This is a genomic window from Alicycliphilus sp. T452, from assembly GCF_054512775.1.
In genome coordinates, this window is sequence record NZ_JBTNEH010000005.1 from 105,213 (window position 1) to 123,079 (window position 17,867).

The 17,867-nt window shown below is 68.6% G+C and carries 20 protein-coding genes; 5 read left to right on the forward strand and 15 right to left on the reverse strand.

Features of this window, described 5'->3' with window-relative positions; genetic code table 11:
* Positions 1-2 precede the first annotated feature (2 nt).
* From dmpG to ACX12L_RS06175, 15 genes are all read right to left on the reverse strand, one after another.
* Positions 3-1,034, reverse strand: a complete 1,032-nt coding sequence (dmpG, locus tag ACX12L_RS06105; RefSeq protein WP_459261796.1) for a 4-hydroxy-2-oxovalerate aldolase — start codon at positions 1,032-1,034, stop codon at positions 3-5.
* Positions 1,035-1,048: 14 nt separating this feature from the next.
* Positions 1,049-1,957: an acetaldehyde dehydrogenase (acetylating) gene (locus ACX12L_RS06110; protein ID WP_459261797.1), complete on the reverse strand. Its 909-nt coding sequence runs from the start codon at positions 1,955-1,957 to the stop codon at positions 1,049-1,051.
* Between the two features lie 18 nt (positions 1,958-1,975).
* On the reverse strand, positions 1,976-2,758 hold the full coding sequence (gene dmpE, locus ACX12L_RS06115) for a 2-oxopent-4-enoate hydratase (protein WP_459261798.1): 783 nt from the start codon (positions 2,756-2,758) through the stop codon (positions 1,976-1,978).
* A 4-nt stretch (positions 2,759-2,762) separates the two neighbouring features.
* The gene (locus ACX12L_RS06120) at positions 2,763-3,629 is read right to left on the reverse strand and encodes an alpha/beta fold hydrolase (protein WP_459261799.1); all 867 of its coding nucleotides are present in this window, start codon (positions 3,627-3,629) and stop codon (positions 2,763-2,765) included.
* A gap of 61 nt (positions 3,630-3,690) precedes the next feature.
* The gene (locus ACX12L_RS06125) at positions 3,691-5,151 is read right to left on the reverse strand and encodes a 2-hydroxymuconic semialdehyde dehydrogenase (protein WP_459261800.1); all 1,461 of its coding nucleotides are present in this window, start codon (positions 5,149-5,151) and stop codon (positions 3,691-3,693) included.
* Between the two features lie 160 nt (positions 5,152-5,311).
* Entirely contained in the window at positions 5,312-6,196 is an 885-nt protein-coding gene (locus tag ACX12L_RS06130) for a SphA family protein (RefSeq protein WP_459261801.1), read from the reverse strand.
* A 12-nt stretch (positions 6,197-6,208) separates the two neighbouring features.
* Positions 6,209-6,640 carry a GlcG/HbpS family heme-binding protein gene (locus ACX12L_RS06135; protein ID WP_459261802.1) on the reverse strand — a complete coding sequence of 144 codons (432 nt, stop codon included), beginning with the start codon at positions 6,638-6,640 and terminating at the stop codon, positions 6,209-6,211.
* On the reverse strand, positions 6,640-7,566 hold the full coding sequence (locus ACX12L_RS06140) for a catechol 2,3-dioxygenase (protein WP_459261803.1): 927 nt from the start codon (positions 7,564-7,566) through the stop codon (positions 6,640-6,642). Before ACX12L_RS06140 ends, ACX12L_RS06135 begins: the two co-directional genes overlap by 1 nt.
* A gap of 22 nt (positions 7,567-7,588) precedes the next feature.
* Positions 7,589-7,930, reverse strand: coding sequence for a 2Fe-2S iron-sulfur cluster binding domain-containing protein (locus ACX12L_RS06145; RefSeq protein WP_459261804.1), 342 nt, complete (start codon positions 7,928-7,930; stop codon positions 7,589-7,591).
* Positions 7,931-7,938: 8 nt separating this feature from the next.
* Entirely contained in the window at positions 7,939-9,006 is a 1,068-nt protein-coding gene (locus ACX12L_RS06150; RefSeq protein ID WP_459261805.1) for a 2Fe-2S iron-sulfur cluster-binding protein, read from the reverse strand.
* Positions 9,007-9,076: 70 nt separating this feature from the next.
* On the reverse strand, positions 9,077-9,433 hold the full coding sequence (locus ACX12L_RS06155) for a phenol hydroxylase subunit P4 (RefSeq protein WP_459261806.1): 357 nt from the start codon (positions 9,431-9,433) through the stop codon (positions 9,077-9,079).
* 73 nt (positions 9,434-9,506) lie between these two features.
* On the reverse strand, positions 9,507-11,054 hold the full coding sequence (locus tag ACX12L_RS06160) for an aromatic/alkene/methane monooxygenase hydroxylase/oxygenase subunit alpha (protein ID WP_459261807.1): 1,548 nt from the start codon (positions 11,052-11,054) through the stop codon (positions 9,507-9,509).
* 25 nt (positions 11,055-11,079) lie between these two features.
* On the reverse strand, positions 11,080-11,349 hold the full coding sequence (locus ACX12L_RS06165) for an MmoB/DmpM family protein (RefSeq protein ID WP_013517239.1): 270 nt from the start codon (positions 11,347-11,349) through the stop codon (positions 11,080-11,082).
* A gap of 22 nt (positions 11,350-11,371) precedes the next feature.
* Positions 11,372-12,364 carry an aromatic/alkene monooxygenase hydroxylase subunit beta gene (locus tag ACX12L_RS06170; RefSeq protein ID WP_459261808.1) on the reverse strand — a complete coding sequence of 331 codons (993 nt, stop codon included), beginning with the start codon at positions 12,362-12,364 and terminating at the stop codon, positions 11,372-11,374.
* A 49-nt stretch (positions 12,365-12,413) separates the two neighbouring features.
* Positions 12,414-12,704, reverse strand: a complete 291-nt coding sequence (locus tag ACX12L_RS06175; RefSeq protein ID WP_459261809.1) for a phenol hydroxylase subunit — start codon at positions 12,702-12,704, stop codon at positions 12,414-12,416.
* A 252-nt stretch (positions 12,705-12,956) separates the two neighbouring features.
* Between ACX12L_RS06175 and ACX12L_RS06180 the strand changes: the two genes are divergently transcribed.
* The 5 genes from ACX12L_RS06180 (at position 12,957) to ACX12L_RS06200 (ending at position 17,845) form a co-directional block, all read left to right on the forward strand.
* Positions 12,957-14,669: a sigma 54-interacting transcriptional regulator gene (locus tag ACX12L_RS06180; RefSeq protein WP_459261810.1), complete on the forward strand. Its 1,713-nt coding sequence runs from the start codon at positions 12,957-12,959 to the stop codon at positions 14,667-14,669.
* Positions 14,670-15,395 (forward strand): GntR family transcriptional regulator, encoded by a 726-nt coding sequence (locus ACX12L_RS06185; protein ID WP_459261811.1) that lies wholly within the window; start codon positions 14,670-14,672, stop codon positions 15,393-15,395.
* 151 nt (positions 15,396-15,546) lie between these two features.
* A complete protein-coding gene (locus tag ACX12L_RS06190; protein ID WP_459261812.1) occupies positions 15,547-16,353 on the forward strand; it encodes an amino acid ABC transporter substrate-binding protein in 807 nt (268 codons plus the stop codon).
* Between the two features lie 78 nt (positions 16,354-16,431).
* Positions 16,432-17,085, forward strand: coding sequence for an amino acid ABC transporter permease (locus ACX12L_RS06195; RefSeq protein WP_459261813.1), 654 nt, complete (start codon positions 16,432-16,434; stop codon positions 17,083-17,085).
* Positions 17,066-17,845, forward strand: a complete 780-nt coding sequence (locus ACX12L_RS06200) for an amino acid ABC transporter ATP-binding protein (RefSeq protein WP_459261814.1) — start codon at positions 17,066-17,068, stop codon at positions 17,843-17,845. The genes ACX12L_RS06195 and ACX12L_RS06200 overlap by 20 nt, the downstream gene beginning before the upstream one ends.
* Positions 17,846-17,867: the final 22 nt, after the last annotated feature.

A 17,867-nucleotide genomic window follows, 5' to 3' on the forward strand; every position in this document is an offset into this window, starting at 1 on the left:
CCTCAGGCGGCGACCTTGATGCCGCGCTCGCGCGCCATGGTCAGGGCCGTGTCCTCGATCATGTCCTCCTGGCCGCCCACCATGCCGCGCCGGCCCAGCTCCACGAGCAGGTCGCGCGCGGGGATGCCGTACTTTTTCTCGGCGCGCTTGGCGAACAGCAGGAAGCTGCCGTACACGCCCGCGTAGCCCAGCGTGAGCGCGTCGCGGTCGATGCGGATGGGGAAGTCCATCAGCGGCACGACCAGGTCCTCGGCCACGTCCTGGATCTTCCACACGTCCACGCCGGTCTGCAGGCCCATGCGGTCGAGCACGGCCACCAGCACCTCCAGCGGCGTGTTGCCCGCGCCCGCGCCCAGGCCGGCGGCCGCGGCGTCGATGCGGTTGGCGCCGGCCTCGATGGCGGCGATGGAGTTGGCCACGCCCATGGCCAGGTTGTGGTGGCCGTGGAAGCCCAGCTCGGTCCCGGGCCTGAGCGCGGCGCGCACGGCGGCTATGCGCTCCTTCACCTGGTCGGGCAGCAGGTAGCCGGCGGAGTCGGTCACGTAGATGCAGTTGGCGCCGTAGCCTTCCATCAGCTTCGCCTGCTTCACCAGCCCCTCGGGGCTGCTCATGTGCGCCATCATCAGGAAGCCCACGGTGTCCATGTCGAGCTTGCGCGCCATGGTGATGTGCTGCTCGCTCACGTCGGCCTCGGTGCAGTGCGTGGCCACGCGGATGGTGTGCACGCCCAGGCCGTGCGCCATCTTCAGGTGGTCCACGGTGCCGATGCCGGGGATCAGCAGGGCCGAGACCTTGGCCTGCTTCATGAGCGGGATCACGGTGCCCAGGTACTCCTCGTCGCTGTGCGCCGGGAAGCCGTAGTTGACCGAGGCGCCGCCCAGGCCGTCGCCGTGGGTGACTTCGATCAGCGGCACGCCGGCCGCGTCCAGGCCCTGGGCCACGCTCTTCATCTGCTCCAGCGTCATCAAATGGCGCTTGGGGTGCATGCCGTCGCGCAGCGTCATGTCGTGCAGGGTGATGTGTTGTTGGGTCATGGTGGGGTTCTCCTTCAGGCGGCCTGCAGGGTGAGGCGGCCGGCGAGCATTTCCTCGGCGAACATCTCGGCGGTGCGCGCGGCGGCGGCGGTCATGATGTCCAGGTTGCCCGCGTACTTGGGCAGGTAGTCGCCCAGGCCTTCCACCTCCAGGAAGACCGAGACGCGGTTGCCGTCGAACACCGGGCCGTTGACCAGCTTGTAGCCGGGCACGTACTTCTGCACCTCGGCCAGCATGGCGTGGATGCTTTGCGTGATGGCCGTTTTGTCGGGCTCGCCGTCGACCAAGCAGTGCACGGTGTCGCGCATGATGAGCGGCGGGTCGGCCGGGTTGATGACGATGATGGCCTTGCCCTTCCTGGCGCCGCCCACGCGCTCGATGGCGCCGGCCGTGGTGCGCGTGAATTCATCGATGTTCTTGCGCGTGCCCGGCCCGGCCGAGCGGCTGGAGACGGTGGCCACGATCTCGCCGTAGGCCACGGGCTGCACGCGGCTCACCGCCGCCACCATGGGGATGGTGGCCTGCCCGCCGCAGGTGACCATGTTGACGTTCATCTCGGCCTTGCCCACGTGCTCCTTGAGGTTGACGGGCGGCACGCAGTACGGGCCGATGGCCGCGGGCGTGAGGTCGATCATCAGCGCGCCCTGCGCGTTGACCTTGCGCGAGTTCTCGGCGTGCACGTAGGCGCTGGTGGCGTCGAAGACGATCTGCACGCCGTCAGCCTGCATGTGCGGCACCAGGCCGTCCACGCCCTCGGCGGTGGTCTTGATGCCCATCTCGCGGGCGCGCTTGAGGCCGTCGGATTCGGGGTCTATGCCCACCATCCAGACGGGCTCCAGCACCGGGCTGCGCTGCAGCTTGGCGAGCAGGTCGGTGCCGATGTTGCCCGGCCCGATCAGGGCGCATTTGATTTTCTGGCTCATGGAAATCTCCTTGCAAATTCAGACGAAGCGAACGCTGCAGCCGCCGATGCCGCCGATGGTCACGCGCAGGTTGTCGCCGGCCTTGACGGGCACCATGGCCGCGAGCGAGCCGGAGAGCACGACCTCGCCCGCCTCCAGCGCGATGCCCAGGCGGCCCAGCGTGTTGGCCAGCCACGCCACGGCGTTGGCCGGGTGGCCCAGCGCGGCGGCGCCCGCGCCGGTGGCGACGATCTCGCCGTTCTTCTCCAGCACCATGCCGCAGGTGCCCAGATCGACGTCGCGCGGATCGACCAGGCGGTCACCAAGCACGAACACGCCGCAGCTCGCGTTGTCGGCCACGGTGTCCTGGATCTTGATCTTCCAGTCGCGGATGCGCGAATCGACGATCTCGAAGCAGGCCATCACGCCCTCGGTGGCGGCGAGCACGTCGGCGGCCGTCACGCCCGGGCCCTGCAGCGTTTTCTTGAGCACGAAGGCGATCTCGCCCTCGGCCTTGGGCTGGATCAGCGTATTCGCGGGAATGGCCTCGCCCTCGTTGTAGACCATGGCGTCGGTGAGCCAGCCAAAGTCGGGCTGGTACACGCCGAGCATGTCCATGACGGCCTTGCTGGTCACGCCGATCTTCTTGCCGACGACCTTCTCGCCCGCCGCGAGGCGGCGCGCCAGCATGCGCTGCTGGATGGCGTAGGCGTCCTCGATGGTGAGGCCGGGGTGGCGGTTGGAGAGGGGCTCCAGCACCTGGCGCTGCTTCAGGGCTTGGTACAGCTCCTCGCCGAGCTGTTCGTGCAGTGGTGTGTTCATAGGTTCAAGCGGCTAGGGGAAGGGGTTCGTCGGCGGCGGCTTCGGCCAGGAAGTCGCCCACCAGGCGGGCGAAGCGCGCCGCGTGCTCGATCTGCGTCCAGTGGCCGCAGCGGCCATAGACGTGCAGTTGCGCGCGCGGCAGCCAGTCTGCCAGCGTGTAGGCATTGGCCAGCGGTATCACGCGGTCCTCGCGGCCATGAACGATGAGGGTTTCGTGCGGCAGGCGGCGGATGTCGTTCTCGCGGCTCGCCAGCGCATCCACCCAGCGCTGGCGCGGCGCGGGGAACATGGCGGCAAACGATTCGTGAAAGCCCGGGCGGATGCTGGCCTCGTAGCGCAGGCGCGCGAGTTCGTCGTTCACCAGCGCGCGGTCGAAGGCGAAGATGTCCAGCAGCGCGCGCATGGCCTCGAAGGACGGCTCGTAGCCCCACACCGCATCCAGCCCCGGCGTGATGGCGAACGGCACGCCCACGCTGCCCATGAGCACCAGGCGGCGCACGCGCTGCGGGTGGCGGATGGCCAGCGCCAGCGCCAGGCCGCCGCCGAAGGAATTGCCCACGAGGTCGGCGCGCGCGATGCCCAATGCGTCCAGCAGCCCCACGGCCTGGCGCACCCAGGCGTCCAGCCCGTAGGCAAAACCGGCCGGGCGCTCGCTGTAGCCGAAGCCCGCCATGTCCGGCGCGATGACGCGCGCGCGTTCGGCCAGCGCGGGCATCACCAGGCGCCAGTTGGCCCAGGCCGACACACCCGGGCCCGAGCCGTGGATGAGCAGCACGGGCGCGCCGCTGCCGCCGCTGTCGTGGTAGTTGGTGCGAATGCCCGCGGCGGCGATGGTGTGCGCCAGCTCCGGGTTATGTGCGGTGTCGGTCATGTTTGCTATCGTTGAAGTAGCTGCCAGCGCTTGACGGGCAAGCGCTGGAGGCCAATTTCATTCAAAACTTCACCATCACGTTGCGCAGCTCGGTATAGAACTCCAGCGAGTGCACGCCGCCCTCGCGGCCGATGCCCGACTGCTTGGAGCCGCCGAAGGGCGTGCGCAGGTCGCGCAGGAACCAGGCGTTGATCCAGCACAGGCCGACCTCGATCCGGTGCGCGAGGCGGTTGGCGCGCGCGATGTCCTGCGTGAACACGGCCGTGGCCAGGCCGTAGCGGTTGGCGTTCACCTTGGCGAGCACCTCCTCCTCGGTATCGAAGGGGCTGATGTGGCAGCAGGGGCCGAAGATTTCCTCCGTCACCACGGTGGCGGTCTCGGGCAGACCGGTCCAGATGGTGGGCTGCACCCACGAGCCGCCGCGCAGCGCCTCGGGCATGTCGGGAATGCCGCCGCCGGTGACGAGGGTCGCGCCCTCGTCCCTGGCCTTCTGGTACAGGCCCAGCACCTTGGCCTGGTGCTTCTTGCTGATGAGCGGGCCGATCTTGGTGTCCTTGTCGAACGGCAGGCCGGGCTTCATGGTCTCGGCACGGTCTTTCAGCGCGGCGACGAGCTTCTCGAAGATCGGGCGCTCGACATACACGCGCTCGGTGCCCAGGCAGACCTGGCCGGCGTTCTCGAAGCACGAGCGGGTGAGCGTGTCCACGGCCACCTGGAAGTCGCAGTCGGCGAACACCACGGCGGCGTTCTTGCCGCCCATCTCCAGCGACACCGGGCGCACGCCGTCGGCGGCGGCCTTCATGATGGCGCTGCCGGTGCGCGTCTCGCCGGTGAAGGTGATGCCGTTCACGCCCGGGTGGCGCGTGAGGAATTCGCCCGCCGAGCCGGGGCCGAAGCCGTGCACCACGTTGTAGACGCCCTTGGGCATGCCCACCGCGTTCATCACCTCGCCGAGCAGCGTGGCGGTGGCCGGCGTCTCCTCGCTGGGCTTGACGACCACGGTGTTGCCGCAGGCCAGCGCCGGGCCGACCTTCCAGGTCATGAGCAGGAGCGGCAGGTTCCACGGGCAGACCACGGCGATCACGCCGCGCGGCACGCGCACGCCGTAGGAGAGTGCCGTCTTGCCGTCGGGCGTGCGCATGTTGAACGACTCGGTGGCCGTGCTCTTGATGGTGTCGATGAAGATCTGGAAGTTGGCCGCGCCGCGTGGAATGTCGACGTGCGAGGCCAGGTGGTGCGGCTTGCCGGTGTCAAGGATCTCGGCCTGCAGGAAGTCGTCGAAACGGCGGTTGATCTCGCCCGCCACGGCGTCGAGCAGCTTGCAGCGCTCCACCACCGCCAGGCGCCCCCAGTCGCCCTTGAGCGCGGCCTGGGCGGCGGCCACCGCCGCGTTCACCTCGTCCCGACCGGCCTCGTGGATGCGGCCGATGACGCTGCCGTCCACCGGGTTGATGTCGTCGAACGTCTTGCCGCTGGTGCCCCTGACGTACTCGCCGTTGATGAAGTTGAGAAACTCTTTCATGGTGTCACTCTGTTGTTGGAATGGGTGAAATGGCTTGTGGGGGCTGCGTGGGAAGCTCTTTTTTTATGAGTGGGGTTTGGCGTTGGATGTCGCTGGCCGGGGCGAGTCCCGGTCAGCAACATCCAAACAACCGACGCAGCCAAACCAGCGCACATACAGATCAGAACGCCTTCACCAGGGTGAACCGCACCAGCGACCCCTTGGCCTGCGGCCCCGTGCCCGCCGTGGCGCTGACTTCCTTGTAGACCGCGCCCTTGAGGAACACGCCCGCGCCCGGCACCGGGTAGACCAGTTCGGCGCCCACGGCATGGCGCGCGGCCTTGTCGCTGCCGGCGCCGGTGCCGCCGTCTTTCGTGGTCTGCCACTGGCTGTAGCCCACGAGGCCCGCCGACACGGCGCCGAACGACTTGCCCAAGCCCCATTCCAGCGTCAGCTGGTCGCCGGGGCGAAAGCCGTCGCTTTTCCTGCCGTTGAACTCATAGCGCATGAGCGCCGCGCCCGAGAGGGTCTTGGCGCCGTCGAAGTAGTAGGTCAGGCCGCCCGTGAGCATGGTGCTCTTGAAGCCCTTGCCGGGCGAGGCCGGGTGGCTGGTGCTGGCGTTGTCGAACCACAGGCCGGCGGCGGCCACGGCGTCCCACTGCGGGCCGTGCCAGCCCAGCACCAGCGGGCCGAGGTACACGTCGCCCACGCCCGAGTGCGAGTCGGAGATGCCGGCCGCGTTGATGGTGAGCGAGGTGCGCATGACCGGCACGATGGCCTCCACGCCGTAGTCGGCGCCGAGCAGCTTGTGCCCGGTGACCCAGACGAAGCGGTTGGCCAGCGCCGTGACGGTGCCCCGGTTGTGGCCCGGCAGGTTGTCGCTGCTGCCGGGCGCGCGGAAGTCGTCGATGCTGTAGTTCACCAGGTAGCCCAGGTAGTACATGCCCGGGGGCGGCACGCTGGCCGCCTGGATGCCCTCCACGCCGGGCACGTAGTGGCCGTCGGCGTGCGCGCCGGCGGCGGCCAGCAGGGCCAGGGCCGCTGCGGCGATGTGTGTGGTCTTCATGCTGTGGGTTCCTTATGTTTCTTCGAGGCCCAGCGCCGCCAGCGCGGCACGGGCGCAGATTTCGTCCTGCTCGGCGCTGCCGCCCGAGACGCCTATGCCGCCGATGAGCACCCCGCCCTCGCGCACCGGCAGGCCGCCGCCGAAGACCACGTTGCGCGCGCGCTGGGGCATGCCCAGGCGCAGCGCCTCGTCGCCCTGCAGGATGCAGGCCCACTGCGCGGTGGCGAAGCCGAAGCCCGCGGCCGTGTAGGCCTTGTCGATGGCGATGTCCACCGAGTGCAGGAAGGCGCCGGGCATGCGCAGGAAGGCGGCCAGCACGCCCGAGGCGTCGGTCACCGCCGCGTTCACGCGGATGCCCAACTCGCCCGCCCTGGCCACGGCGGCGGCCACCGCCGCGTGCGCGGCCTCGGCGGTGATGGCGCGCTGTTCGACGCTGCGGCGCATCAGGTCACCACGCTCAGGAAGGCGTCGTTGAGCTTGCGGTCGTGGTAGAAGATGCCGCGCCCCACATGCTCCCAGCTCCAGGTGATGTGCTGCATGTCGGGGTAGTGGTCGTAGCCGCCGCAGAAGGTCTCCAGGCGGTTGCCGCTGGGGTCGAAGAAGTAGATCGTCGTGCCCTGCGTGATGCCGTGGCGCGTGGGGCCGATGTCGATCGAGACGCGGTTGATGCTCATGATGTCGGCCGCGCGCAGCACGCTCTCCCAGCTCGGCATCTGGAACGACAGGTGGTGCAGCTTGCCGTCCTCGGCGTGGCGCACGAAGGCGATGTCGTGCGCCTTGGCGCTGCAGGTGAGCCACACGGCCAGGTCGGTCTGGCCGTCTTCCAGCTTGACGCGCTCGACCAGGGTGAAGCCCAGCACCTCGGTGAACAGCTTGACGTTGCCGTCGATGTCGCCGCCGTAGAGCAGGCAGTGGTCCATGCGGATGGGACGGATGCCGGGGCCGTCGACCACGTCCACCTCGGGGTCGCTGCAGCCGATGGTGCTGCCCACGGCGGTCTTCCGGGCGTACAGCTCGATGGTGTGGCCCGTGGGGATCTTGAAGCGCACGCGCTCGCCGGTCTCCAGCAGTTCGCCGGCGGGGATGCGCTCGGTCTTCACGCCGTAGGCCTGCAGCTTGCGGTCGAAGTCCTCCAGCGTAGCCTTGTCGAGCACCTTGAAGGCGAAGAAGTCGATCCCGGCCTGGTCGGCCTGGCGCAGGATGACGCTGTTGTGGTCGCGCTCGGCGCGGGTCTTGAAGTACGCGCGGCCCTGCTTGTCGCGGCCCATGGGCACGAGGCCCATGACGTCGGTGTACCACTTCACCGATTCCTCCAGGTCCAGCACGCGCAGCTGTGCGTGTCCGGGGCGCAAAACGCCTGTCATTGCCATGGTGTGTCTCCTTTACGTTGTTTCAGGGGGTGGAAAGGGAGGGCGCCGCCCGCTCTTGCGGGCGGCATACGTTCTTCTTCATCGCGCCGACCACGCTCACGCGCAGGTCGCTGCTGGGCTTGATGCGGCACGAGAGCACGCAGCCGCCGGCTTCTTCCTCGGCGCTCACGTGGGCGCGGCTCATCACGCGCTTGGAATACGCGCCTTCGAGCACCTGCACCTTGCACACGCCGCAGCCGCCCTGGCGGCAGCCCACGGGTATGCCCTTGCGGCCCAGCGCCTCCATGCCTTCGAGCACGGAGCGCTCGTCGAGGCAGCGGTAGCTTTCGCCGGTCTCTGCAATGGTGACGGTGTAGCTCGCCATGGCCTGCCTCAGATCTTCTTGAACAGCGGGCTGCGCACCTGCTGCGCGTCGGCGGCCGAGATGAACTTCTCGGTGTAGATGTCGCGCTCGAACAGGCGGCCCTGCATCAGCGTGGTGATGCAGGCGTCGATCATCAGGGGCGGGCCGCACAGGTAGGCCTTGTGGCCGCGGAAGTCGTTGCCGAAGTGCGCCTTGGCGGCCTCGTGCACGAAGCCGCGCGCGCCCTGCCAGCCGCTGTCCTCGGGCTCGCCCGAGAGCGCCGCCACGTAGGTGAAGCGCGGGTGCTCGGCGGCCAGCTGCAGGAATTCGGCGTGGTGGTACAGCTCGTCCTGCGCGCGCGCGCCGTTGACCAGGGTGATGGGCTTGTCGCCGCCGGCGGCCAGCAGGTCCAGCACCATGGAGCGCGGGCTCGACAGGCCCGAGCCGCCGGCCAGGAACAGGTAGCCCAGACCTTCCTTGCCGTGCGCCGAGGCGCGCACGAAGAAGCGCCCGTAGGGGCCGGACAGGCGCACGCGCTCGCCCGGGCGCAGCTGCTGGTGCACCCAGCCCGTGCCCTTGCCGCCGGGCACCAGGCGGATGTTGAGTTCGATCTCGCTGGCCTGCGCCGGGCTGCTGGCGATGGAGAAGGCGCGCGGCTGGCTTTCGCCCGGGATCTGCAGGTTGATGTACTGCCCGGCCTGGAAGACGATGGGCGCGTCCAGCTCGATCCACACGCCCTTGATGGTGGGCGTGAGATCCTCGATGCGCGAGACCACGCCCGCGAAGTCCTGCACGGGCAGGTTCTGTGCGTCGGGCTCGTCGTCGATCTCGGCCTCGATCACGGCGTCGGACTCCAGCGTGGCGCAGCAGGCCAGGCACAGGCCCTCGTCGCGCTCGTAGTCCATGAGCGCGAAACCGCTGGCCTCGCCGTGTTCGATGTCGCCGTCGGCGACCTGGACCTTGCAGGTGCCGCACAGCCCGTGGCAGCAGGCGTGGGGCAGGTAGATGCCGGCGCGCAGGGCGGCGTCGAGGAGGGTCTGGCCTTCCTCGACCTCGATCACCTGGCCGAGCGGTTCAATGGTGAGCTGGTGGCTCATGGCGTACTCACAGACTTCAAATTCAATAGCTGCTTGCGCTTGTCAGGGGAGGGCTGGAGGCCGGTTTGCCTCAGAAGCAGGTCCCCCCCAGGCCGGTCAGCCCGGGCGTGCGCAAGCGGATCACGCTCTTGTGGCCCAGGCCGTTCTCGGCCATGGTCTTGTCCATGTCGGGCGTGAAGGGTTGGCCCGAGACGAACCATTCGGCCCGGTTCCAGTCGATGCGCGCGAAGTCGGGGTGCGCGCCGAACATGCCGGGCAGCGCGCCCTGCACCATGTCGCCGAACCGGGTAGAGGGCGGCATGGGCACGCAGAACGGCGCGCAGAACATCTTGTGGTCTTCCCAGCCGATGTACAGCAGCGGCGCGGGGAACTTGTCGGCGGTGTCCTGCTGCGGAAAGTCGTAGGGGGCGGCGGATGTGACGGCCATGGACTTGTCTCCTGTCGTGTGTCGTGTAGTGGGGTGCGCCGCGCAGCCCGGGGCCCGGGCTGCGCCTTGCGCATCAGTTGCTGGTGGATTGCGCGCGCCAGGCCTCGAAGTTCTTCTTGTCCTCGGAGTCGGCGTAGTCCAGGTTGTCGCGCCCGAACTCCATGCGGTACCAGCGCAGCACCTCCATCAGCGGATCGAAATCGGGCTTGGACGGGTCGGCGTCCTCGGGGAAGCAGTTGCCCTGGTAGATCTGGTGCACGGGCAGCCAGCTCTGGGCGTACTTCTCGGGCTCGTTGTCGAAGATGTGCTTGCAGCCGTCGGAGCAGAAGTGGTATTTCTGGCCACGCCAGTCGCTCTCGCGGTAGGCGATCTTGGTGGGGTCGTCCGGCTCGGTGAAGAACATCGGGATCTGGCAGGTCTGGCACAGCATGGGCAGCGTCTTGTTGTAGAAGCGCCGGCCCTCGGCCTGCTCCTTCGCGTAGTGCTCCCACAGCGGGCGGTAGTACTTGTCGAAGGTGTCGGGGTACTTCTCGCTGAGCCACTTCATGTCGGCCTCGCTCGGCGCCCAGGTGTGGAAAGGGGCCGCGGCGCCGTAGTTGTAGAACACGTTCCAGGCTTGGTGGCTCAGGTGGTCCTTGTCCTTGCAGGCCTGTTCCCAGCCCTTCGGCACCTTGATGCCGTAGCGCGCCAGGTCGGCGAACAGGGCGCCGCCGTTCTGCTCGGCGTAGGTCTCCCAGGCTTCCTTCCAGCTCATCACGCGCTTGGGCAGCATGTAGTCCATCATCATGGCCACCAGCGTGAGCACGCGGTAGCCGCGCCAGAACCACTTGTCCAGCCAGGCCTGCACGATGGGCAGGTTGTCCGGGTCCTGCTCCAGGATGAACTTGATGATCTCCAGCCCCAGCGTCATGTGGCGCGACTCGTCGGACTGCGCCGAGAAGCCGAAGGCCATGGCGCCCATGTCGCCGTTGTAGGCCGCGCCGCTGATGAAGGGCACGAACAGCAGGTTGGTGAGCACGTATTCGAACGCGAAGCCGATGGCCACGATGAACTCGAACGGCCCGGCGCTCACGGCGTCGTCGAAGAAGCTCTTGGGCACCGACAGGTACCACACGCGGTCGTGCTGGTGGCGCCAGTTGGCGAAGCCGTTGTAGTGCTTGTTGTAGTTGGACAGCGAGTGGATCTGCGTCTGCGAGTGGCGGATCTCGTCCAGGCTCTGCATCAGGCAGGCCACGCGCGGGCCGGCGCCGGGGTACTGGCGGCCCACGTGGGCGAAGCCCCGGTGCGCCATGTATTCCAGCGGGCTCACGCCGGTGAGGAACAGCTTGAGCGCGTTGATGTAGCGCGCGTCCGTCACGCCCAGGTGGCCGTTGTTCTGCGTGAAGGCATCGATGATGGCGTAGAGCTTGCGTTCCTTCTCGGCCTGGTACTTCCAGTACGAATCCATCGTCATGCGGAACGGGTCCTCGAACTTGTCCCAGTCGTGGATCTTGATGCCCTCGTACTCCGTGTACGGGAACACGTCCTTCAACGCCTGGTAGGTGGGCGTCCAGGCCAGGTCGCGCGTCATGAGGTTGTAGCGCTCCTTCAGGCCCAGCTTCTTGCTGGCTTTCATATCCATGGTCTGTCTCCTTGTGTTCGCGGGTTCACTGATTCCAGGTCAGGCTGAGCTCGTCGTCGGTCTCGTCGATGTTTCCCGACAGGGTGATGAGGTGCACGTGCATCTCCTGCAGGTCGAACTCGCGCCCGATCTCCTGCTCGATGCTGCTCTTGCGGATCACCAGGCGGCCCGGGGCGTCGATCTTCACCATGGCGGGCTGCTGGTTGACGATGGCCTGCGGGTTGTCGGCGACGATGGCGTCGACGATGGCGCGCGTTTCCTCGTTCTTCTGGAAGGCGATGAATACATTGGACATGGGGTGCTCTCCTGCGGGGGCTTCAGACGGCCAGGCCGGATTTGTGCATGCGCGCATCGACGGCGGCCACGGCGCGCGCCAAAGCGGCATCGCCGGCGTCGCCCAGCGCCAGGCGCGCCACCGGCGCCAGCGCCTCCTGCACGCGGGCGCGCCAGTGGGCGTACCACTGGCCCAGCAGGGCCTGGTTCTCGGCGCTTTCGGTGGCGGCGGTCTTGATGACGGCGTCCACCCACTTGTTCGCGTCCTGGAACCACTCGGCCTGGAAGCGCGTGAGCATGGACACCGTGGGGCCGGCCTGCTCGGACAGCACGACGTCCACCTCGCGGTAGGCCAGGCCGAACAGAATGCCGTCCAGCGCCACGTTCTGCGCCACGTACAGCTCGAACCAGTCCTTGAGCACCCAGGTGTCCTCCACCAGGCGGCGCAGGCCCTGCCAGGCGGGTGCCTCCAGCCAGGCCTGCTTGCCCGCCTCCAGCTCGCCCTGGTTGCCCAGCAGCAGGCCCAGGCGCGTGAGGTACTGGGCGATGCCGAGCTGGTCCATGCCGGCGTACAGGCAGGGCTGGGTGATGGCGGTGCCGTGCCCATAGGCGCACTGGTAGGCGCCATTCATGTTCGCGCCCCAGGCCACGTGGCGCAGCGGCACATAGAAATCCAGCGCCGTGCGGCGCGCCGTGTCGTCGAAGCGGTCGGCCAGGCCGCGCGACTCGACGAACTCGAAGTCCGCCTCCGCCGTCTCCTGCAGGCGGGCGCGCGCCTGGGCGTAGGTGCCGTAGTAGAACTGGCGCGGGTCCTTGAGCGCGTACCAGTCTTGCATCACGATGCGGGTGCGCGAGGCGTCGAACAGCTCGTGCTCGGGGTCCCAGGTGGGGCGGTAGTGGAAGTTGGCCTGGGGCTGCACGTCCATCGTGGCCTCGATGTAGCGCGAGGCCGGCTTGTCCGCGCCCAGCCGCCGGGCGATGTGGTCGTAGGTCTGGCGCAGCGGCGTGATGCTGACGGTGCGCAGGTCGATTTGCATGGGGCTTGTCTCCTAGGGTGTTTTCGGAATGGAAAGCGGTGGCGGGACGTCAGGGCTCCTGGCGGAAATGCCGCTCGCGGGCATCGCGCAGGTTCCAGTCCCATTCGTGCTCGGCGCTGCCCTCGCCGTGCTCCGGCAGGCGGCCCCGCGTGGGCACCACCGCCTGCATGGCGCAGAACTCCTCGAACTGCGGACGCGGCATCACCATCTCCACGTAGAGCTGCGGCTCGCCCACGGCGAACTCGAACTCCACCATGCCGCTGGCGTGCTCCTGCACGATGCGGATGAAGCGGCGCTGGACATCCCAGGCGTCGTCGGAAGGGGTTGGCGTGGTGCTCATGCCCGGGTCTATGCAGGACATGTGCCAGGATGAGCGCATCAACCCAGAAATCTCGATAATTTCCGGGTAAACCCCTAAGAAACGAGCCGATTCACATACCCTGCCCACCCGCGCCACAGGCTGCCAAATACCCCATGCCACGATGCAACTTGATGATTTGCACACCACGTTACCGGCCCAATTCACCATTTGATGAGATACGGGAGGAAACTCCATCTTGCGCCAGAAATACTTTTCTCGATAATCTGGCGCATGCCCTCCCTCCCCGCACTGCCCTCGGATGCCGACCTGCGGCGCCAGATCCAGTTCTCCGCGGCCGACGGCCGCATCTGGCTGGCGGGCCAGCGCATGGTGCTGCTGCACGCGGCCTCGCTGGGCACCCTGCGCCGCGAGCTGGTGCATACCCTCGGCCCCACCGGCGCGCGCCGCCTGCTGCTGCGCGTGGGCTACGCCTCGGGCGAGCGCGACGCGGCGCTGGCGCGGCAGCTGCGCCCCAGCGCCGACCAGTTCGCCATGTTCAGCGTCGGCCCGCAGCTGCACATGCTGCAGGGGGCCGCGCAGGTCACGCCCGAGCTGCTGGAGCTGGACGCGGCCAGCGGCCACTTCCACGGCATCTTCCGCTGGCAGCATTCATGGGAGGTGGAGACCCACGTGCGCGACTTCGGCCCGCAGAGCGCCCCGGTGTGCTGGACGCTGCTGGGCTATGCCTCGGGCTACACCAGCGGCTTCATGGGCCGCACCGTGCTCTACAAGGAAGTGCAGTGCACCGCCTGCGGCCACGCGCACTGCCGCATCGAGGGCCGCCCGGTGCAGGACTGGCCCGACGGCGCGGAACTGGCCGGCGATTACGCCCCGGAAGTCCTGGAGCAGGCGCAGGCGCCGTCCGATGGGCCGCGCACCCTGCCTGCCTGGCCCGCGGCCATACGGGCCGAGGACCTGCCCGAGCCGCCCGCCGATGCCCTGGGCCCGCTCATCGGGCGCTCGCCCGGCTTCACCGCCGCCACGCAGCTGCTGCGCAAGGCGGCGGGCACGCAGGTCACGGTGCTGCTCACGGGCGAGACCGGGGTGGGCAAGGAGCGCTTCGCGCGCGCCCTGCACGCTTTGAGCCCGCGCGCCGCCAAGCCTTTCGTGGCGGTGAACTGCGCGGCGCTGCCGGGCAATCTGGTCGAATCCGAGCTCTTCGGCACCGAGAAGGGCGCCTACACCGGCGCCGATGCGGCGCGCGCCGGGCGCTTCGAGCGCGCGCACGGCGGCACGCTGTTCCTGGACGAGCTGGGCGAGCTGCCGCTGTCCGCCCAGGCCAAGCTGCTGCGCGTGCTGCAGGACGGGCAGGTGGAGCGCCTGGGCGCCACCCAGCCGCGCCAGGTGGACGTGCGCCTGGTGGCCGCCACGCATGTGGACCTGCTGGACGCGGTGCGCGCCGGGAGCTTCCGCCAGGACCTGTACTACCGCCTGAACGTCTACCCCATCCGCATCCCGCCGCTGCGCGAGCGCCAGGACGACATCGAGCCCTTCGCCCGGCACCTGCTGCAACGCTTCGCCGCGCTGCACGACAAGCACATCGGCGGCCTCACCGACCGCGCCCTGCACGCGCTGCGCCAGTACGCCTGGCCGGGCAACGTGCGCGAGATGGAGAACCTGATCGAGCGCGGCGTGATCCTGGCCGACCCGGGCCAGCCCGTGGACGCGGCGCACCTGTTCCCCGACGGCGCCGGCGCCCCCCCGGCCGCGCCGGCCCACACCCTGCAGGCCTCGGGCCGCCTGGGCGAGGCCCACTCCAGCGCCTGCGACGCCACGCTCATCGAGCGCCTGCTGTCCGACAGGCTCGACCTGCAGGCCCTGGAGACCGACCTGATCGAAGCCGCCGTGGAGCGCAGCCACGGCAACCTGGCGGCGGCGGCGCGCCTGCTGGGCCTGACGCGGCCGCAACTGAGCTACCGCCTGAACAAGATACGGGAATCCTGAATGGCCAAACGCAGCGCCCCGTGCGCCACCGATACCCCCGCGCCGTCGGCGCGCACCCTGATCGAACATGCCTACGAGCAACTGCGCGGCGACATCGTGACCGGGCAGCTCGTCCCCGGCGAAAAGCTGCGCGTGGAACACCTCAAGGCGCGCTACGGCGTCAGCGCGGGCACGCTGCGCGAGGCGCTCACGCGGGTGGTCAGCGACGCGCTGGTGACCGTCGAGGGCCAGCGCGGCTTTCGCGTGGCGCCCATCGCGCTCGAAGAGCTGGAGGACCTCACGCGGCTGCGCGTGCAGATCGAGACCGAGGCGCTGCGCCAGTCCATCCGCGCGGGCGGCGCGGCCTGGCGCGAGGGGCTGGCGGCCGCCTTCGAGGCCGTGGCGGCGCAGGAGCAGCCCCTGGCCGCACACCGGCGCCAGGTGTGGGAGGTGCAGAACCAGAGCTTCCACGAAGCCCTGCTCGCGGGCTTCGCCTCGCCCTGGACGCTGCGCACGCTGCGCCTGCTCGCGCGCCACATGGAACGCTACCGCTGCTGCGCGATGACCTTGCCGGGCAGCGTGCGCGACGTGCATGGGGAGCATGCCGAGATCTTCCAGGCCGCCATGGAGGGCCGCGAGGCGCGCGCCGCGCTGGCGCTGGAAGCGCACATCCGCGCCACGCCCGACCTGCTGATGCGCGCGCTGCGCGAGGGGCGCTTCGTGCTGCCGGGCTGCGGCCAGAAATAGCGGCCGATCCCGTGGTGCTGTATTTTTCATAGCTGCTTGCGCTTCATGGGCGGGCGCTGCAGGCCAATTTTTCTTGAAACCGGGGGATGGCCTGCATCGGTGGGAAAATCCCCGGTTCTCTTTCTCCACTTTTTTCAAGAACCGCACCGCCATGAAGAAGATCGCCGCCGTTGCCCTGTTGTCCCTGGGCGTCCTGCTGGCCGCCTGCTCCAAGCAGGAGAGCGCCCCTGCCGCCGCGCCCGAGCCCGCACCGGCCCCCGTTGCCGCAGTGACCAAGATCGTGGTGGGCCTGGACGACAACTTCCCGCCCATGGGCTTTCGCGACGAGAAGAACGAGCTGGTGGGCTTCGACATCGACATGGCCAAGGAGGCCGCCAAGCGCCTGGGCCTCACGGTGGAGTTCAAGCCCATCGACTGGAGCGCCAAGGAGGCCGAGCTGTCCGGCAAGCGCGTCGATGCGCTGTGGAACGGCCTGACCATCACCGAGGAGCGCAAGCAGAACATCCTGTTCACCGCGCCCTACATGGAGAACCACCAGATCATCGTGGTGCCCGCCGGCTCCGCCATCAAGGCCAAGGCCGACCTGGCCGGCAAGGTGGTCGGCGCGCAGGAAGGCTCCAGCGCCGTCGATGCCATCAAGAAGGAAGAGGCGGTCTTCAAGTCCTTCAAGGAATTCAAGACCTTCGGCGACAACGTGACCGCGCTGATGGACCTGACCACCGGCCGACTGGAGGCCGTGGTGGTCGATGAGGTGGTGGGCCGCTACTACGTGGCCAAGAAGCCCGGCCAGTACGAAGTGCTGGGCGACAACTTCGGCACCGAGGAATACGGCGTGGGCCTGCGCAAGGACGACACCGACCTGCACGGCAAGCTCGAAAAGGCGCTGGCCGACATGAAGGCCGACGGCGCCGCGGCCAAGATCGCCGAGCAGTGGTTCGGCAAGAACATCATCAAGTAACGCAGCCTTCGGGTTCAAGCGCACCGGCAGTGCCAACCATCGGCCTGCCGGTGTTTTTACGTTCATGGGGCGATGGGCATGGACTACGTTTTCTCCCTTCTGGGACCGCTGGCGCAGGGCGCCGCCGTCACCCTGAAGCTGTTCGTCATCACGCTGGCGCTGGCCGTGCCGCTCGGCCTGGCGCTGGCGCTGGCGCGCGTGTCGCGCTTCGCGCCCCTGTCGGGCGCGGTGAACGGCTACATCTGGCTCATGCGCGGCACGCCGCTGATGCTGCAGATGCTGTTCATCTACTTCGCGCTGCCCTTCGTGCCCGTGGTCGGCGTGCGCCTGCCGGATTTTCCGGCGGCCGTCACTGCCTTTGCGCTGAACTACGCGGCCTACTTCGCCGAGATCTTCCGCGCAGGCATCCAGTCCGTGGACCGGGGCCAGTACGAGGCCGCCAAGGTGCTGGGCATGAGCTACGGCCAGACCATGCGCCGCATCGTGCTGCCGCAGATGGTGCGCTCCATCCTGCCGCCCATGAGCAACGAGACCATCACCCTGGTCAAGGACACGTCCCTCATCTACGTGCTCGCCCTCAACGACCTGCTGCGCGCCGCGCGCGGCATCGTGCAGCGCGACTTCACCACCACGCCCTTCATCGTGGCCGCGGCCTTCTACCTCTTGATGACGCTGGTGCTGACCTGGGGCTTCCAGCGGCTGGAGAAACGCTATGCCAAATACGATGAATGAGGCGCCGATGATCGACGCGCGCGACGTGCGCAAGCGCTTCGGCCACAACGAGGTGCTGCGCGGCGTGTCGCTGCGGGTGGCGCGCGGCGAGGTGGTCGCGGTCATCGGCCCCTCGGGCTCGGGCAAGAGCACCTTCCTGCGCTGCCTGAACCACCTGGAGACCATCGACAGCGGCCACGTCGCCATCGAGGGCCAGACGCTCGCCACCACCGACGCGCAGGGCCGCTGCGCCTACGCGAGCGACGCCGAGCTGCGCCGTATCTGCGCCAAGACCGGCATGGTGTTCCAGCACTTCAACCTGTTCCCGCACCTCACGGTGCTGGAGAACCTGATCGAGGCGCCCATGGTCGTGCAGGGCGTGCCGCGCGCCGAGGCCGTCGCCCGCGCCGAGAAGCTGCTGGACAAGGTGGGCCTTCTGCCCAAGCGCGGCAACTACCCCGCGCGCCTGTCGGGCGGACAGAAGCAGCGCGTGGCCATCGCGCGGGCGCTCGCCATGCAGCCGGACATCATGCTGTTCGACGAGCCCACCTCGGCGCTCGACCCAGAGCTCACCGGCGAGGTGCTGCGTACCATGCGCGAACTGGCCGACGAGCGCATGACCATGCTGGTGGTCACGCACGAGATGGGCTTCGCGCGCGAGGTGGCGCACCGCGTGGCCTTCATGGACCAGGGCGAGCTGATCACGGCGCGCCCTGCGCAGGAGTTCTTCGCCGACCCGGGGCACGAGCGCGCGCGGGCGTTCCTGGAACACATGCTGTAGGCCGAATCGACATTCAAACGTC

Excerpts from the sequence above, each read along its gene's own strand:
- dmpG (WP_459261796.1), bottom strand. The coding sequence starts at position 1,034 with ATGACCCAACAACACATCACCCTGCACGACATGACGCTGCGCGACGGC.
- ACX12L_RS06110 (WP_459261797.1), bottom strand. The coding sequence starts at position 1,957 with ATGAGCCAGAAAATCAAATGCGCCCTGATCGGGCCGGGCAACATCGGC.
- dmpE (WP_459261798.1), bottom strand. The coding sequence starts at position 2,758 with ATGAACACACCACTGCACGAACAGCTCGGCGAGGAGCTGTACCAAGCC.
- ACX12L_RS06120 (WP_459261799.1), bottom strand. The coding sequence starts at position 3,629 with ATGACCGACACCGCACATAACCCGGAGCTGGCGCACACCATCGCCGCC.
- ACX12L_RS06125 (WP_459261800.1), bottom strand. The coding sequence starts at position 5,151 with ATGAAAGAGTTTCTCAACTTCATCAACGGCGAGTACGTCAGGGGCACC.
- ACX12L_RS06130 (WP_459261801.1), bottom strand. The coding sequence starts at position 6,196 with ATGAAGACCACACACATCGCCGCAGCGGCCCTGGCCCTGCTGGCCGCC.
- ACX12L_RS06135 (WP_459261802.1), bottom strand. The coding sequence starts at position 6,640 with ATGCGCCGCAGCGTCGAACAGCGCGCCATCACCGCCGAGGCCGCGCAC.
- ACX12L_RS06140 (WP_459261803.1), bottom strand. The coding sequence starts at position 7,566 with ATGGCAATGACAGGCGTTTTGCGCCCCGGACACGCACAGCTGCGCGTG.
- ACX12L_RS06145 (WP_459261804.1), bottom strand. The coding sequence starts at position 7,930 with ATGGCGAGCTACACCGTCACCATTGCAGAGACCGGCGAAAGCTACCGC.
- ACX12L_RS06150 (WP_459261805.1), bottom strand. The coding sequence starts at position 9,006 with ATGAGCCACCAGCTCACCATTGAACCGCTCGGCCAGGTGATCGAGGTC.
- ACX12L_RS06155 (WP_459261806.1), bottom strand. The coding sequence starts at position 9,433 with ATGGCCGTCACATCCGCCGCCCCCTACGACTTTCCGCAGCAGGACACC.
- ACX12L_RS06160 (WP_459261807.1), bottom strand. The coding sequence starts at position 11,054 with ATGGATATGAAAGCCAGCAAGAAGCTGGGCCTGAAGGAGCGCTACAAC.
- ACX12L_RS06165 (WP_013517239.1), bottom strand. The coding sequence starts at position 11,349 with ATGTCCAATGTATTCATCGCCTTCCAGAAGAACGAGGAAACGCGCGCC.
- ACX12L_RS06170 (WP_459261808.1), bottom strand. The coding sequence starts at position 12,364 with ATGCAAATCGACCTGCGCACCGTCAGCATCACGCCGCTGCGCCAGACC.
- ACX12L_RS06175 (WP_459261809.1), bottom strand. The coding sequence starts at position 12,704 with ATGAGCACCACGCCAACCCCTTCCGACGACGCCTGGGATGTCCAGCGC.
- ACX12L_RS06180 (WP_459261810.1), top strand. The coding sequence starts at position 12,957 with ATGCCCTCCCTCCCCGCACTGCCCTCGGATGCCGACCTGCGGCGCCAG.
- ACX12L_RS06185 (WP_459261811.1), top strand. The coding sequence starts at position 14,670 with ATGGCCAAACGCAGCGCCCCGTGCGCCACCGATACCCCCGCGCCGTCG.
- ACX12L_RS06190 (WP_459261812.1), top strand. The coding sequence starts at position 15,547 with ATGAAGAAGATCGCCGCCGTTGCCCTGTTGTCCCTGGGCGTCCTGCTG.
- ACX12L_RS06195 (WP_459261813.1), top strand. The coding sequence starts at position 16,432 with ATGGACTACGTTTTCTCCCTTCTGGGACCGCTGGCGCAGGGCGCCGCC.
- ACX12L_RS06200 (WP_459261814.1), top strand. The coding sequence starts at position 17,066 with ATGCCAAATACGATGAATGAGGCGCCGATGATCGACGCGCGCGACGTG.